A 14,819-nucleotide genomic window follows, 5' to 3' on the forward strand; every position below is an offset into this window, starting at 1 on the left:
ACAAAAATCACTATATGAGGCGTTTTCCATGGCTGTTTCTGCCATTTCTTTTGATATTCCTGATGTTGTTCCAGCCAAGCGGGCTTTGCTGTCTGTTTCTGATAAAAAAGGCATCATTGAGCTTGCTCGTGCATTGAATGGAGCTGGTGTCGAGCTTGTTTCGACCGGAGGTACTCGCAAGACGATTGCTGATGCTGGCATTCCAGTTATTGATGTATCTGATGTCACCAATTTTCCTGAAATAATGGATGGCCGTGTAAAAACATTGCACCCTTCGGTTCATGGCGGTTTGCTTGGTGTGCGCGATCATCCAGACCATGCTAAAGCGATGGTTGATCATGGCATTGTGGGTATCGATATTGTGGTGGTCAATCTTTATCCTTTTGAAGAAACTGTTGCGACGGGCGCGGATTATTCATCGGCTATTGAGAATGTTGATATAGGTGGCCCGGCGATGGTGCGTGCCTCTGCAAAAAATCATGCTTATGTGAGCATTGTGACAGACCCTGACGATTATGATGATGTACTCAATGCTATCAGCGAGAAAGGCGGCACGTCTTATCAACAACGCCAAAAGTTGGCGGCGAAAGCATTTGCCATGACAGCGGCTTATGATGCGGCGGTGTCTAACTGGTTTGCTAATGAATTGAACGTTGAAATGCCCGTCAAGCGAGCTGTCGCTGGCACGCTTTCTTCTGTTATGCGCTACGGTGAAAACCCACATCAACAGGCGGGTTTTTATAAAACAGGCGCGCATCGCTTTGGTGTTTCCACGGCCTCACAGCTTCAGGGCAAGCAATTGTCATTTAACAATATCAATGACACTGATGCGGCCTTTGAGCTGGTGGCTGAATTTGATCCAAAGCGTACGTCAGCCGTGGCCATCATTAAACATGCCAATCCATGTGGTGTGGCTGAAGGGGCGAGTTTGAGTGCTGCTTATGAGATGGCGCTTCGGTGCGACCCTGTCTCTGCTTTTGGGGGTATTGTGGCGCTGAACCAGACGCTGGATGCGCAGGCAGCGACCGAAATTGTTAAAGTCTTTACTGAAGTAATCATTGCGCCTGATGCGAGTGATGAGGCGAAAGCTATTGTTGCAAGCAAACAAAATCTTAGACTTTTAACCACCGGTGGTCTGCCTGATGTGCGTGAAAAAGCATTGAATGTACGCAGTGTAGCTGGTGGGCTTTTGATCCAAGACCGTGACAGTGGGATGGTCGATGATCTCGATTTGAAAGTGGTGACTAAACGTCAGCCGACAGAGCAAGAAATGGCTGATATGAAGTTTGCTTTCCGTGTTGCTAAGCATGTAAAATCAAATGCGATTGTTTATGTCAAAGACGGTGCGACAGTGGGAATTGGTGCGGGACAGATGAGCCGTGTGGACTCTTCTCGCATTGCCGCACGCAAGGCGCAGGATGCCGCGGAAGCTGCGGGTCTTGATGAAAATTTGGCCATTGGGTCGGTTGTGGCTTCAGATGCGTTTTTCCCTTTTGCTGATGGATTACTTGCAGCGGCCGAAGCAGGGGCAACTGCGATTATCCAACCCGGCGGATCGATGCGCGATGATGATGTGATTGCAGCGGCTGATGAAGCTGGTCTTGCTATGGTCTTTACAGGGATGCGTCACTTTAGACACTAGGAAACACTCATGGCTGACATTAAAAAAACGGATACTTCTAGCCTCACTATGTTGGGGGGCACTGTCAGTACGCCGCAAAGCCCTGATGAGGCGACATTAGAGCGTGTGCCAAATAACAATGCGGATATGGATTATGTTGTGCGCTTTGTGCAGCCTGAGTTCACGTCGCTTTGCCCGCTAACAGGCCAGCCTGATTTTGCACACCTGATTATTGATTATATTCCAGATGCTTATCTGGTTGAATCAAAGTCTTTGAAGCTGTTTTTGACCTCTTTCAGAAACCATGGCTCCTTTCATGAAGATTGCACCTTGTCGATTGCCAAGCGCGTGATCGATGCTATTGAACCTCGATGGCTCAGAATTGGTGGTTACTGGTATCCGCGCGGTGGTATGCCAATTGATGTCTTCTGGCAGTCGGGCGAAGCGCCTACCGGTGTTTGGTTGCCCGACCAAGGTGTGCCGGGATATCGCGGGCGCGGTTAGCTATTAATCATTTATGCTTACATAGTATTTAGAATTAACTCCAGAGTGATTCTTTCTGGAGATTTTCATTGGAACATTACGATCTTATTGTTATTGGCAGCGGTCCTGCGGGTCGGCGTGGTGCTATTCAGGCCGCTAAACTCGGCAAGAAAGTTCTGGTCGTTGAACGTGGTCGTCGGGTTGGCGGTGTATCAGTTCATACGGGCACCATTCCTTCAAAAACACTGCGCGAAACGGCGCTGAATCTTTCCGGTTGGCGTGAGCGTGGATTTTATGGTCGAGCGTATCGGGTGAAGCAAGACCTGACAGCCGAAGACCTGAGAACCAGATTGCATATGACACTGGACCATGAGGTTGAAGTGCTTGAACACCAATTCGCCCGCAATCGCGTCACGACTGTGATGGGGAACGCAAAGTTCGTTGATAAAAAAACTATTGAAGTAACCGGTGATGAAGGCGAAGCGATTAACTTTACGGCTGAAAAATTCCTGCTTGCCGTTGGAACACAGCCCTTTCGCCCAGACTATATTCCTTTCAATGACCACTCGATTTTAGATAGCGACAGCATTTTGGAATTGCCTGAACTGCCGCGTTCGATGAGTATCATTGGCGCCGGTGTGATTGGCATCGAATATGCCACAATTTTTAATTCACTAGATGTGCAAGTGACCCTTATTGAACCAAGAGATTCGATGCTCGATTTCATTGACCGGGAATTAGTCGATGATTTTACGTATCAGCTGAGAGACAGAGGCATGGTTCTGCGCTTTGGTAAGAAGGCTGAGCGTGTTAGTGAAACCGAAAATGGTGGCTGTGAAATTACCCTTGAAGGGGGTCGCTCGATTCGCTCTGACATTGTTCTTTTTGCCGCTGGTCGCATGGGTGCAACCACGACACTTGGTCTTGATGAGTGTGGTTTGTCTTGTGATCACCGTGGTCGCCTTACAGTCGATCCCAATACGTTTGAGACAGAAGCCGAGGGCATTTATGCAGCCGGCGATGTGATTGGTTTTCCAAGCCTTGCCTCCACCTCGATGGAGCAGGGGCGCATTGCTATGTGTCACGCTTTTGACCAAAAAGGTCATGCGCCGCCAGAATATTTTCCTTATGGTATTTATTCGGTGCCGGAGATTTCAACTGTGGGCATGACCGAAGAAGAAGTGATTGAACGCGATATCCCTTATGAGTGCGGTATTGCGCGGTTCCGTGAGACATCACGGGGCCAAATTATGGGGTTGGACTGCGGCATCTTGAAGATGATTTTTTCTTTGAAAACAAGACGATTGCTTGGGTGTCACATTGTGGGTGAAGGGGCGACAGAGCTTATTCATATCGGGCAAGCTGTTTTGAACCTGCAAGGAACGCTAGAATATTTTGTCGAGAGCACATTCAATTATCCAACCCTTGCAGAAGCCTATAAAACTGCAGCGCTTGATGCTTGGAACCGTATGCCTAAAGTGGAATAGGTCTTAGAATATTTTGTGAAGGAATGCTTATGTCCGCTACAACCACAATTGATGATGCTGAAGTTGCACGCTTTTCAGCCCTAGCGGCGGAATGGTGGAATCCGAAGGGCAAGTTTCGTCCGCTTCATAAATTCAATCCCGTACGCCTCACTTATATCAAGAGCCAAGTATGTGAGCGTTTTGGGCGTGATGTGAAGACACCGGATGCTTTCAAGGGTTTGCGGATTTTGGATATTGGCTGTGGCGGCGGTTTATTGAGTGAACCGATGGCGCGTATGGGGGCTGAGATTGTGGGTGCGGATGCCTCTGAGGTTAACATCGAAGTTGCCAAAATCCATGCCGAGCAATCTGGCCTAAAAATTGATTATCGCGCCACCACGTCAGAAGCGCTGGCGGCGGCTGGTGAACGGTTTGATGTGGTGTTGAACATGGAAGTGGTTGAACATGTGGCTGATGTTGATCTGTTTATGGCAAGCTGCTGTGACATGGTGAAACCCGGTGGCCTGACCTTTGTTGCCACGATCAATCGCACAGCCAAAGCCCGCATGCTCGCGATTTTTATGGCAGAACAGGTTTTGCGTTGGTTGCCCATTGGCACGCATGATTATGAAAAGCTTGTCAAACCAGATGAGCTGGAAGCCGCCTTTCATAAAGCAGGCCTATCGATTATGGATGAGACCGGCGTTGCTTATAATCCGGTTTTTGATCAGTGGTCGATGTCCAAGGATATGGATGTGAATTATATGATGTTGGCGGGGCGCGATACTTAAGTCTGTGCCTAGTTATTATCTTCCGGCAGTGCTGGCAGTGGCAGGAAGTCGACGCCGTCATCAATTAATTCTTGAGCTTCTTCAAATGTGGCTTTGCCGATGATGCCATGGCGGTCTTCTTCGCCGAAGTGCATTTTGCGGGCTTTATCCGCAAATTTATCTCCGACATTTTCTGTATTGGCCTCAACCCATGAGCGTAATTCGCGCATTTTTTCAACAACAGCCTGCATTGTTTCGTCACCATGAACCAAAGGCTCGGGGATGGTTGTTGGCAATAGCTCAGAATCGCGTGGTATAGGCGTATCAAGGTCTATGGCGTCTGGTTGTTCAGTGCTGTTACCTTGCGTTTTGGTGCCTGTGATTGAAGGGGCCATCAATGTTTTTTTGATTTCCGTTTCACCACAAGATGGGCAGGAGACGAGCCCCATATCTTTTTGTTCATCGAAGGCAACGGAATTGGAAAACCAACCGTCGAATACGTGGCCATTTGAACATTTGAGTGTGTATTTAATCACAGCTTGTTTCTCTAACTATATACTTGTTGAAAAAGACGTATCAAATTCGCGGCCGTGGGTCAAAACAGGAATTTTCTTTCGAGCTTGATAGGCGCTTGAAATGTCGATATCGGCAAGGATAACGCCGGGGCGATCATGATCGGCTTCAACCAGTATGTTACCCCATGGATCAATGATGAGGCTGTGCCCATATGTCTGGCGGCCATCTTCATGGAGCCCTCCTTGTGCTGCGGATATCATAAAGCAGCCGTTTTCAATCGCCCGGGCGCGCATCAAAACATGCCAGTGAGCCATGCCGGTTTGTTGGGTGAAACAGGAGGGCGATGTGAGAATATTGGCGCCTGCTAGCGCCTGCGCGCGGAACACTTCGGGGAAGCGAACATCGTAGCAAATGGCAAGGCCTATGGCTCCAAGTTGTGTTTGGACGACAGGAGAGGATGTGCCTGCTTGATAGGTGTTTGATTCACGCCAGCTTTCGCCGTTGTCCAGATCGACATCGAACATATGGATTTTGTCATAGGTAACAAGACATCGGCCATCAGGCCCAAAGACAAAAGCGCGGTTGGCGACTTTGCCATCATCGCGAAGGATCGCAAGAGACCCTATATGCAATGTTACTTGTAGATCAGAAGCAAGCTTTGAAAATTGGGCCACACCTTCATCATCAGCTTGCAATTTGACCTTTTGCATCAAGTTTTCGCGGTTGCTCGCAACGAGATGAGTCATTTCAGGCGTCTGTATGTAGTTTGCTCCGTCACCCGCTGCCTTACGTATAAGGGCGCTTGCTTCTTCCACATTATGCGAAATAGAACATGTGGCGCGCAGTTGGATGCAAGCAGCCTTGAAAGGGGACATTGGCAGCTAGCCTTTCAGAAGCGGATCCAGTTTCCCTGCATCTTCTAGCGCGTAGAGGTCGTCGCAGCCACCAACATGTGTGTCGCCAATAAAGATTTGCGGAAATGTCATGCCGCCATTGGAGCGTTTAATCATTTCAGCTTTTATAGCGCGATTCATTGTTCCGTCATGTTCTGTGAACTTTGCTCCTTTGCCTGACAAAAGCCTTTTGGCTGCTGTGCAATAGGGGCAGAATTTTCGAGTATAAATTGTAACGTCTTGCATTATGTTTCCTTGAGATAGTGCGCTTTAGCAGGTATCGGGATTTTATAGGGTGATATCGCCTTGTTCAACAACCTTTGCGAAGGTCAGTATATCGATATGGCTGGCTTTTTCACGCAAAAGTGCGCGAGTACAGGCATTTATGGTCGCGCCGGTGGTCACGACATCATCAATCAGGATAATTCTGCGACCTTGAACATTTATGACTTCACTGGCTGGCACCCGAAAAGCGCCTTCGACGTTTTTATGGCGCGCAGTCATATCAAGGGTTGTTTGTTGTTTGGTCGGGCGGATGCGTTGTAGCCCTTCAAGGGCACAGGGTATGCCGGTCAAGGTTGAGATTTCTTTTGCTAATTCTGCCGATTGATTGAAACGGCGGCTGAACAATCTTTTGCGATGGAGTGGTACGGGAATGATGATATCGGCCTCATTTAATAAATCTGTCCCGCTTCGCACCATTAGACGGGCAAGGTGCGGGGTGAGGTCGAGGCGGTCATGAAATTTGAATGATAAAATCATCCGCCTGGCTGTCCCTTCATATCGGGTTGGCGCTCGCATTTTTCTATAGATTGGCGGATTGGCGATGGCCTCAGCGCTCACAATGGTATCCTTAAGATCAAAAGCCATTGGTTTGCCGGTGCGATCACAAAATGGCCTCTCAATAAAAGGCATCTCCTGCCAGCATGTCGCGCATAAACCGCCTTGTTCCGCGACCAATTCATCACAGGCTAAACATCGGGGTGGCAAAATGAAATGAAAGGCGCTTTTTGCAAGCCTGATCAGGGGTAGGGTGCTAAATTGATGCGATATAAGGTTCATTGCGTCTTGCCGAACTTTCTAACATTGCTTATTTCATCAGGATCAGGCTTGAGTTTCAACTCTTAACTCTCGGTTTTTTGAAAAGGCGGTCGCATCCTTGCCTAATGATATCATTATTGATGAACTAGCGTTGCATCGGCATCGCTCGCGGGCTTTAGCGATGGCTCAATCCGGTGCGAGTACTCGCGCAGATTTTTTGATGCACCAAGCGGCTGATGATTTATCTTTAAGATTATCGACAATTACCAGAGAATTTAAGATCGCGGTTGATTTGAATAGCGCTGGCACTGCTGTGAGTGATGCCATGCGTTTGAGCGGAAAATGTGCGCAGATTATCCAAAGTAGAGCGGCCGCTTTTAAAGACAAGCAAACCAGCATTATTCATGGCGATGACATGCTCCCTATTGCCAATGATAGCGTTGATTTGATTGCCTCAACACTATCGCTTCAGTTTACGAATGATTTGCCGGGTATTTTGGTGCAGATCAGGCGGGCGCTTAAGCCTGATGGTCTTTTTATGGGTGCGCTTCTTGGGGGTGGCACATTGCATGAATTGCGCGAGTCATTTTTGCAGGCAGAATCAGAGATCAAAGGTTCTGCCCATGCCCGTGTTTTGCCGTTTATGGATGTGCGTGCGGCGGGTGGATTGTTGCAACGAGCGGGCTTTGCGCTGCCAGTCGCTGACATTGATACGCTCACTGTCCGCTATGAGACAGCCTTGGAACTTATGCATGATTTGCGGTCAATGGGTGCTACTAATTGCTTGTTTGATAGAGATAAAAAAATTCTTTCGCGGGCTGTTCTGGCACGCATGATTGAAATTTATGCGCAGAATTTTAGTGATCCAGATGGGCGAATCAGAGCAACTTTTGAGATTATTTCGCTCTCCGGTTGGAGGCCTCATGAAAGTCAGCAAAAGCCGTTGAAACCTGGTTCTGCTCAGATGAAATTATCAGACGTCTTGGGTGGCAAGGATAAACCATAATTTTCTTGAAGAAATTAATGGTCAAGCACCTTAGCCGTTAATGGCATTTGTAACCAGCTGTATCGTCTCATTATATATTTCGCCTAGACTTTGGCCAGTTCCGAATAAAGCAGTAATAATGGCAACAGCAATAAGTCCTGCAATCAAGCCATATTCAATAGCTGGGGCGGCGCTTTGGTCTTTTGTGAAATATTTTATATTCTGTAAAATTTTAGTCACTGTAATTTCCTATTGCGCGGGTCTTAAACCCTTTGGTAATTGAAATACCCGATAAGTTTTCGCGTTATCGGCGCCTATTTCTACTTTTGTTATTGTATTTTTATTCTTGCTTGACTGGGTTTTGTTAATTGAAGCAACAATAGTGTTATCAATTTCGACGTCTTGGTTCCATGCTGTCAATTCTGGTGTGTACTTATTTCCTACATAGGCAATAGCAGAAACGAATAATACAGATGCGACACAAAGAAATATTGCGTAGTTGATCGTTGCGCCTGGCCGTTGACTCACATTATATTCTTGCATGATTTTAACCCCAAAATACGATTTCTGAGTTAATTTGCATTATCTTGCTTAATAAGTGGTTCACGTGGGCTTATAAATAAAGTCTATCTCATCGGGTAAATCTTATGATTTATGAAATTAAGAGGTCAATGAGAGGTGGTATGAGCGGCTCGTCAGCTGGTGGCATGTCAAAACTGCGCAGTTTGTTTGCTCTCACCCACTTTAGGGTTTGACCTTCTTTTGGCTGCGGTTCTCCCCAAAATCTTCGGCATATATAAAGCGGCATCAAGAGATGAAATTCATCATAGGCATGACTTGCGAAGGAAAGAGGGGCAAGGCAGTCAGTTTTGGTCTCAATTCCCAGTTCTTCTTGCAGCTCGCGCACTAGCGCTTCTTCAGGCCGCTCACCTGCTTCTAGTTTTCCGCCCGGAAACTCCCATAGGCCAGCCATTGATTTGCCTGCCGGCCTTTTGGCAATCAACACGCGATTGTCGGCATCTATGAGCGCGCAGGCGACAACCAAGGTGAGTTTCATAACCTATTCTCCTCACGCGTCGAGTGATGCGTAAATATAACTGTAAAAATCTTCAAAACCGAGGCCTCTATATAAATCAATAGCAGGCGTATTGCTTTGTTCGACCGCAAGCCAGCACCAACTTGCCTTCTCTTGAGTGGCTTGGTTCAAGAGAGCCGCCATGGTTGCCTTAGCAAAACCACGTCGCAGATAGTCAGCTTGGGTGGCAACATTTTGTATTGTCAAACATCCAATATGGTCTACTGCCATGGCTGTTGAAACCGGAACACCTTTGTATAAACCGAGGAGATAGGTTGTCTTATCTAAAATTGCTTCAAGCATTTTTTTAATGGTGTCGGGCTTATCTTTATACCTTGGGCTGCATTGGATGAATGTATCAAGCCATTCACTCGTGCAGGATGGCGATGACATAATTTCAAAGTTTTCAATAGCTGGTGTTGGTTTGGTTTCAAGATTTGAGAGTTGTCTACTAAGCGTTATGGTGGGGTTTTGGAATCTGTAGCCGCGATTTTGTAATTCCTTTATCACTGCAACCGGTGCTAGTGGACTCAATCTTGCCCGTGGGGGAAGCCCTGCACGGCGATATGTTGCCTCCATCCAGTCTAGCCGTATTTGATAGTCGGCATCATCGGTATGGTCGAGGAAAAATAGAGAATTTGCGCGGCCCGACACACCATCAGCCATACCGAGCAACCAACGACCGGACAGGCAGACGTTTAAAGCCGGCCATGAGGAGGCGATCATCGATTCAGCGCGGATGATATCAGCTGCGATAGTCGCCATTGATTGCCACATAGTCTTTGGTCAAGTCGCAAGTCCAAACGCTGGCGGTTCCACGGCCAAGGCCCAAGTCGACGGTTAAGGTAATTTCTTCTGCTTTCATAACTGAGGCTGCCGCTTCTTCGCTATAGTCTGGGTCGCGTTCCCCTTGAACCGCCACTCGAATATCACCGAACCAGATCGCAAGCCGGTCGCGATCCGCAGGCTCGCCCGCCTTGCCAACGGCCATCACTACCCGTCCCCAATTGGCGTCTTCCCCGGCTATCGCGGTTTTAACCAGTGGCGAATTGGCAATTGAGAGTGCTACTTTTTTAGCGGATTTAGCGGATTTGGCGCCAACGACTTTTATTTCTACAAATTTGTGGGCCCCTTCGCCATCACGAACGATTTGATGGGCAAGATTGAGGCTCAGCGATTTGAGAGCTTTTTTGATAGCTCTTAAGCGCTTGTCTTTTGGGTCTGTTATGGGCGAGATGGCCGCTTTGCCAGTTGCGAACAAAAGCACCGTGTCGCTTGTGGATGTGTCGCTGTCCACTGTGATGGCATTGAAAGTTGTTTCAGTTGATTTTGATAGGAGCGTTTGTAAAATTTCTGCGGAAATTGGCGCATCAGTGACAATGAAAGACAGCATCGTCGCCATGTCAGGAGCTATCATGCCAGAGCCTTTTGCGATGCCATTAAAGACAACGTTCGTCCCGTCTATTTTGACACTTGTGGTCGCGACTTTAGGGTATGTATCTGTTGTCATGATGGCGCGGGCAGCGTCTAGCCATGTGCTTTGGCTTGATGACTTGTCCATTGTTTGGAGAACACTTTTAAACAGTGATGCATCAAGCGGCTCGCCGATAACCCCTGTCGAGGCTAGGAACACTTGATTGACGGGGCAGTTTGTAATTTCGGCGACCATCTCTGCGGAGGTACGCACAGACTCCCATCCTTTAACGCCGGTAAAGGCATTGGCATTGCCTGAGTTTATTAGGACTGCCCGTGCTGTCGCGCTTTTTAAAACTTGTTTGCACCAGTCTACCGGTGCTGAGGGACAGCGGGATTTTGTGAAGACGCCAGCCACAGCTGCGGGGGCATCAAAGGTGATCAGTAAAACGTCCGTGCGACCTTCATATTTGATGCCTGCCTGCTCAGTTTTGAGGCTTAAACCTTCAAGCTTTGGACATTCGTCAAAGGTTTTCGGTGCTAGGGGTGATACTTTCAGCAATTATTTGGTCCATATTTTAAGATTCAGCTTATTTCTTGTCACCTTGTGCCGCGGGCTGCGCTTGTGGGTCTTCTTTTATTTCTATTTTCGCCGTTTTGCGTAATTCAGAAACTTTCTCTGCGAACAAGCTATTATAAACTTGATTTTGTAGCTCTGAAACAACTTGTTGATAAGTTGGGGCAGTGCTTTCTCTGATCTCTTCTTTTTTAATGATATGCCATCCAAACTGGGTTTTAACGGGCTCTTTGCTATGCTCGCCTATTCTCAATTTAGTGGCGGCTTCATGGAAAGCGGAAACCATTTGATTTTTATTGAAAAAGCCAAGGTTCCCGCCGTTTGGAGCGCTTGGTCCGGTTGACTTTTCTTTAGCTAATTCAGCAAAATCCTTACCGCCATCAATCTCTACAATCAATGCTTTCGCGGTTTCTTCGGTTTCCACTAGAATATGTCGAGCACGGATTTCTGTCTCTGGTTTGAAACGTGCGAGTAATTCGACGTATCGCTCTTGAGTAAGTTCTTCGGTTACCTTTGGGCGGATTATTTTATTAAGATAAAAATTACGTAAAGTGCGTGCTTTTAGTAGCTCAAAGCGACGTTTGTATTCATCTATTTCGTTAAGTTTCTCTGTCTCAGCTTCTTTGGCGATCAGGATAGTATTTATCATGATCTCAATCACAGCTTCACGGCGTTTATCGGCCGGAGTTTTCTCAAGCTCTGGCCTAAAGTCGATAGAGGCCGCAGCTAAGTCGCGATTGGTATACTCTTTGCCATCTACGGTGAAGACGACTTCGTCTAAATTTTCAGTTGAAGATGGTTTTTCTTGTGCTTGAACCATAGCCGGTAATAGGAATAGGCTGATCATCAACAAAGGGGATGACAGCTTGCGAATTCCAGACTTAGAAATACCTTTTGCGAGCGTAAAAAATGAGGTTTCGCATTTTGAAAAGAGCATCAATTTCTCCAACTTCTTAAGTGTCTTCATTATTTCGTGGCGACGGGTTACATAAGATTATGTCTAAATCCCGACTTTATAGTTTTAGTTGTTATCGCTTGTCTATACATTGTTGGCGTTGACATCGACACAGCCCACTCTTATCTGTCTCATGATATATCGTCCACAACGGTTTTAACTTTACGCATAGTTTTATGATGTAGAGAAACTGTATTCTACTTAATCTAGTGACATCACAGGAAATTCTAATGGTTTTTGGCGCAATTGCCCGTAAATTTATCGGTTCAGCCAATGATCGCCGCGTTAAGGGCTATCAGCCCAAAGTTGATGCGATCAATGCTTTGGAAGCTGAAATTGAAGTGTTGAGCGATGATGATCTTCGCGCCAAGACGGATGAATTTAAAAAAAGATATCAAGATGGTGAGACGCTGGATCAGCTACTTGTCGAAGCTTTTGCTGTCGCGCGGGAAGGTTCAAAACGCGCTTTGGGTATGCGGCCTTTTGATGTGCAGCTTATGGGTGGCATGGTTTTGCATGAAAAAGCGATTGCTGAAATGCGCACCGGTGAGGGTAAAACACTGGTGGCTACGCTACCAGTTTATCTCAATGCGATTACAGGGCGCGGCGTTCATGTTGTCACAGTCAATGATTATCTGGCTACTCGTGATGCGGAATGGATGGCACAACTTTATAATTTCCTCGGTTTGACCGTTGGTGTTGTCGTTCATGGTATTGAAGATGATGAACGTAAAGAAGCCTATGCTTGTGATATCACTTATGCGACGAACAATGAGCTTGGGTTTGATTATCTGCGCGATAATATGAAATATACTGTCGATTCAATGACCCAGCGTGGACATTATTTTGCGATAGTGGATGAGGTCGATTCTATTTTGATCGATGAAGCAAGAACGCCGCTTATTATCTCCGGCCCCCTTGAAGATCGCTCCGAGCTTTATGTCACTACCGATAAATTCATTCCTAAGCTTACTGAGGAAGATTATGAGATTGACGAAAAACAACGTTCAGCGACCCTTACCGAAGCAGGTAATGAGAAGTTAGAAGGATTGCTTCGTGAGGCGGATCTCTTGAAGGGCGAAAACCTCTATGACGTTGAAAATGTGACGATGGTCCATCATGTTACCAATGCGCTTCGTGCTCATAAAACCTTTCAGCGTGATAAAGACTACATCGTGCGCAATGATGAGGTTGTGATTATTGATGAATTTACTGGCCGTATGATGCCAGGGCGACGGTTTTCTGAAGGCTTGCACCAAGCTCTTGAAGCCCGCGAAGGGGTATCAATTCAGCCAGAAAACCAGACATTGGCTTCTGTCACATTTCAAAACTATTTCCGTATGTATGAAAAACTTGCTGGCATGACAGGTACAGCGATGACTGAAGCATCGGAATTTGGCGACATTTACGGTCTCGAAGTTATTGATATACCAACGAATAAGCCTGTCGCTAGAGTTGATGAAAGCGATGAGGTCTATCGCACTGCGGATGAAAAATTCAATGCGATTGTTGAAGAAATTAAAGCGTGTCAGGCAAAAAAACAGCCCGTTCTTGTTGGTACAACATCGATCGAGAAATCAGAATATCTTGCTGATCTTTTGAAAGAAAAAGGGGTTGAAGGCTATAGCGTTTTGAATGCGCGTCACCATGATCAAGAAGCGCAGATTGTGGCTCAAGCCGGCGTGCCGGGTGCTGTTACGATTGCTACAAATATGGCGGGTCGCGGTACGGATATTAAGCTGGGTGGCAATCTGGACATGCGCATTGAGCAAGAGCTTGCTGATGTGCCTGAAGGCTCTAAGCGTGATAAGAAAATAGCTAAAATTGAGAGTGAAATTGAGGAATTGAAAGCGGAGGCGCTGGCCGCCGGTGGGCTTTATGTTCTAGCGACAGAACGCCACGAAAGCCGCCGCATTGACAATCAGTTGCGTGGCCGCTCTGGGCGTCAGGGTGATCCGGGGCGTTCTAAATTTTATCTCTCTTTACAAGATGACCTCATGCGAATTTTCGGATCTGACCGGATGGATGGCATGTTGGTAAAGCTTGGTCTTGAAGAAGGTGAAGCGATCATTCACCCTTGGATTAATAAAGCGCTCGAACAAGCACAGAAAAAGGTTGAAGCGCGCAACTTTGATATTCGTAAGAACCTATTGAAATATGATGATGTGATGAATGATCAGCGTAAGGTGATCTTCGAGCAGCGTGTTGAAATGATGGGTGATGAAGACCTCGCGGATGCGGTTGATGAAATGCGCACCGACGTGGTGAATGATTTGGTGGCAAAGCACATACCTGAAAAGGCCTATGCAGAACAATGGTCGGTGGATGAGCTGAAGGGTGAGGTTGATACCTATCTTGGTCTCGATTTGCCGATTGATGAATGGGCACAAGAAGAAGGTATTGCGGATGAGGAAATCCGCGAGCGTTTGCAGGTCGCCTCTGATGAGGCTGCTGCTTCTCGTGCGGTTCGTATTGGTACAGAAAACATGCGGCATATTGAAAAGGCAGTCATTCTACAGACGCTGGATCATTTGTGGCGCGAGCATTTGGTTACATTAGAACATCTTCGTCAGGTCGTTGGCCTGCGTGGTTATGGTCAACGTGATCCGCTTCAAGAATACAAACAAGAATCATTCGCCTTGTTTGAAACCATGCTTGCAACCCTACGACAGGCTGTTACAGGGCAATTGATGCGCGTTGAGCTTGCGAGTGAAGCACCTGAATTATCAGATGATGATATGCCTGAGATGGAATATGAGCATGGATCACTTGACGAGGGCGCTGTAAATCAAGATGCGGCCCATTCGTCCGGTATCGTCACTATGCCTGTTGTGAACGCTGAAGACCGTGATCCGGAAGACCCTGAGACATGGGGGAAAATTGGCCGCAATGAACTGTGCCCCTGTGGATCCGGCAAAAAGTATAAACATTGTCATGGCGCGCTTTAGCGCCGTGGATAGATGAGAGTCATGGCGCGCTTTAGCGCCGTTTCATAAGTTTCTGCTCGTCAAACCTAAAATGAAG

The 14,819-nt window shown here is 47.0% G+C and carries 16 protein-coding genes; 6 read left to right on the plus strand and 10 right to left on the minus strand.

All coding sequences use genetic code 11. The features are described from left to right. Nucleotides 1–28 precede the first annotated feature (28 nt). The 4 genes from purH (at nt 29) to ubiG (ending at nt 4,361) form a co-directional block, all read left to right on the plus strand. Nucleotides 29–1,642, plus strand: coding sequence for a bifunctional phosphoribosylaminoimidazolecarboxamide formyltransferase/IMP cyclohydrolase (gene purH / locus ABJ081_01570; GenBank protein MEP6355353.1), 1,614 nt, complete (start codon nt 29–31; stop codon nt 1,640–1,642). Nucleotides 1,643–1,660: 18 nt separating this feature from the next. Beyond that, nucleotides 1,661–2,125 carry a preQ(1) synthase gene (gene queF / locus ABJ081_01575; protein ID MEP6355354.1) on the plus strand — a complete coding sequence of 155 codons (465 nt, stop codon included), beginning with the start codon at nt 1,661–1,663 and terminating at the stop codon, nt 2,123–2,125. A gap of 68 nt (nt 2,126–2,193) precedes the next feature. Further along, a complete protein-coding gene (gene sthA, locus ABJ081_01580; GenBank protein MEP6355355.1) occupies nt 2,194–3,591 on the plus strand; it encodes a Si-specific NAD(P)(+) transhydrogenase in 1,398 nt (465 codons plus the stop codon). Between the two features lie 23 nt (nt 3,592–3,614). Beyond that, entirely contained in the window at nt 3,615–4,361 is a 747-nt protein-coding gene (gene ubiG / locus ABJ081_01585; GenBank protein ID MEP6355356.1) for a bifunctional 2-polyprenyl-6-hydroxyphenol methylase/3-demethylubiquinol 3-O-methyltransferase UbiG, read from the plus strand. Between the two features lie 8 nt (nt 4,362–4,369). On the opposite strand, the gene ABJ081_01590 is transcribed toward ubiG, so the two are convergent. From ABJ081_01590 to ABJ081_01605, 4 genes are read right to left on the minus strand one after another with little or no spacing between them, the layout of a single operon-like run. Continuing rightward, the gene (locus ABJ081_01590; protein ID MEP6355357.1) at nt 4,370–4,876 is read right to left on the minus strand and encodes a DUF1178 family protein; all 507 of its coding nucleotides are present in this window, start codon (nt 4,874–4,876) and stop codon (nt 4,370–4,372) included. Nucleotides 4,877–4,891: 15 nt separating this feature from the next. Further along, nucleotides 4,892–5,731 (minus strand): carbon-nitrogen hydrolase family protein, encoded by an 840-nt coding sequence (locus tag ABJ081_01595; GenBank protein ID MEP6355358.1) that lies wholly within the window; start codon nt 5,729–5,731, stop codon nt 4,892–4,894. 6 nt (nt 5,732–5,737) lie between these two features. Further along, nucleotides 5,738–5,995, minus strand: a complete 258-nt coding sequence (gene grxC, locus ABJ081_01600; protein ID MEP6355359.1) for a glutaredoxin 3 — start codon at nt 5,993–5,995, stop codon at nt 5,738–5,740. A gap of 42 nt (nt 5,996–6,037) precedes the next feature. Further along, complete coding sequence (locus ABJ081_01605; protein MEP6355360.1) at nt 6,038–6,619, minus strand: ComF family protein; 582 nt, start codon at nt 6,617–6,619, stop codon at nt 6,038–6,040. A gap of 289 nt (nt 6,620–6,908) precedes the next feature. Here ABJ081_01605 and ABJ081_01610 point away from each other — a divergent pair, with 289 nt between their 5' ends. Then, nucleotides 6,909–7,796 (plus strand): methyltransferase domain-containing protein, encoded by an 888-nt coding sequence (locus tag ABJ081_01610; GenBank protein ID MEP6355361.1) that lies wholly within the window; start codon nt 6,909–6,911, stop codon nt 7,794–7,796. 30 nt (nt 7,797–7,826) lie between these two features. Here the strand turns inward: ABJ081_01610 and ABJ081_01615 are convergent, their stop codons facing one another. From ABJ081_01615 to ABJ081_01640, 6 genes are all read right to left on the minus strand, one after another. Next, on the minus strand, nt 7,827–8,006 hold the full coding sequence (locus ABJ081_01615) for a Flp family type IVb pilin (protein MEP6355362.1): 180 nt from the start codon (nt 8,004–8,006) through the stop codon (nt 7,827–7,829). An 18-nt stretch (nt 8,007–8,024) separates the two neighbouring features. After that, the gene (locus ABJ081_01620; protein ID MEP6355363.1) at nt 8,025–8,318 is read right to left on the minus strand and encodes a hypothetical protein; all 294 of its coding nucleotides are present in this window, start codon (nt 8,316–8,318) and stop codon (nt 8,025–8,027) included. Nucleotides 8,319–8,427: 109 nt separating this feature from the next. Then, nucleotides 8,428–8,832 carry an 8-oxo-dGTP diphosphatase MutT gene (gene mutT, locus ABJ081_01625; protein MEP6355364.1) on the minus strand — a complete coding sequence of 135 codons (405 nt, stop codon included), beginning with the start codon at nt 8,830–8,832 and terminating at the stop codon, nt 8,428–8,430. Nucleotides 8,833–8,844: 12 nt separating this feature from the next. Beyond that, nucleotides 8,845–9,615: a GNAT family N-acetyltransferase gene (locus tag ABJ081_01630; protein MEP6355365.1), complete on the minus strand. Its 771-nt coding sequence runs from the start codon at nt 9,613–9,615 to the stop codon at nt 8,845–8,847. Beyond that, complete coding sequence (gene argJ / locus ABJ081_01635) at nt 9,596–10,825, minus strand: bifunctional glutamate N-acetyltransferase/amino-acid acetyltransferase ArgJ (GenBank protein ID MEP6355366.1); 1,230 nt, start codon at nt 10,823–10,825, stop codon at nt 9,596–9,598. The genes ABJ081_01630 and argJ overlap by 20 nt, the downstream gene beginning before the upstream one ends. Nucleotides 10,826–10,853: 28 nt before the next feature. Further along, entirely contained in the window at nt 10,854–11,777 is a 924-nt protein-coding gene (locus ABJ081_01640) for a peptidylprolyl isomerase (protein MEP6355367.1), read from the minus strand. 248 nt (nt 11,778–12,025) lie between these two features. Between ABJ081_01640 and secA the strand changes: the two genes are divergently transcribed. Further along, nucleotides 12,026–14,743 carry a preprotein translocase subunit SecA gene (gene secA, locus ABJ081_01645; GenBank protein MEP6355368.1) on the plus strand — a complete coding sequence of 906 codons (2,718 nt, stop codon included), beginning with the start codon at nt 12,026–12,028 and terminating at the stop codon, nt 14,741–14,743. Nucleotides 14,744–14,819 lie beyond the last annotated feature (76 nt).

The organism is Hyphomicrobiales bacterium, from assembly GCA_039989895.1.
Taxonomy (GTDB): Bacteria; Pseudomonadota; Alphaproteobacteria; order Rhizobiales; family JACESI01; genus JACESI01.

What these genes read in the sequence shown, in the direction of transcription:
- purH (MEP6355353.1), top strand. Translation starts at nt 29, where the DNA reads ATGGCTGTTTCTGCCATTTCTTTTGATATTCCTGATGTTGTTCCAGCC.
- ubiG (MEP6355356.1), top strand. Translation starts at nt 3,615, where the DNA reads ATGCTTATGTCCGCTACAACCACAATTGATGATGCTGAAGTTGCACGC.
- ABJ081_01595 (MEP6355358.1), bottom strand. Translation starts at nt 5,731, where the DNA reads ATGTCCCCTTTCAAGGCTGCTTGCATCCAACTGCGCGCCACATGTTCT.
- grxC (MEP6355359.1), bottom strand. Translation starts at nt 5,995, where the DNA reads ATGCAAGACGTTACAATTTATACTCGAAAATTCTGCCCCTATTGCACA.
- ABJ081_01605 (MEP6355360.1), bottom strand. Translation starts at nt 6,619, where the DNA reads ATGGCTTTTGATCTTAAGGATACCATTGTGAGCGCTGAGGCCATCGCC.
- ABJ081_01620 (MEP6355363.1), bottom strand. Translation starts at nt 8,318, where the DNA reads ATGCAAGAATATAATGTGAGTCAACGGCCAGGCGCAACGATCAACTAC.
- mutT (MEP6355364.1), bottom strand. Translation starts at nt 8,832, where the DNA reads ATGAAACTCACCTTGGTTGTCGCCTGCGCGCTCATAGATGCCGACAAT.
- ABJ081_01630 (MEP6355365.1), bottom strand. Translation starts at nt 9,615, where the DNA reads ATGGCGACTATCGCAGCTGATATCATCCGCGCTGAATCGATGATCGCC.
- ABJ081_01640 (MEP6355367.1), bottom strand. Translation starts at nt 11,777, where the DNA reads ATGCTCTTTTCAAAATGCGAAACCTCATTTTTTACGCTCGCAAAAGGT.
- secA (MEP6355368.1), top strand. Translation starts at nt 12,026, where the DNA reads ATGGTTTTTGGCGCAATTGCCCGTAAATTTATCGGTTCAGCCAATGAT.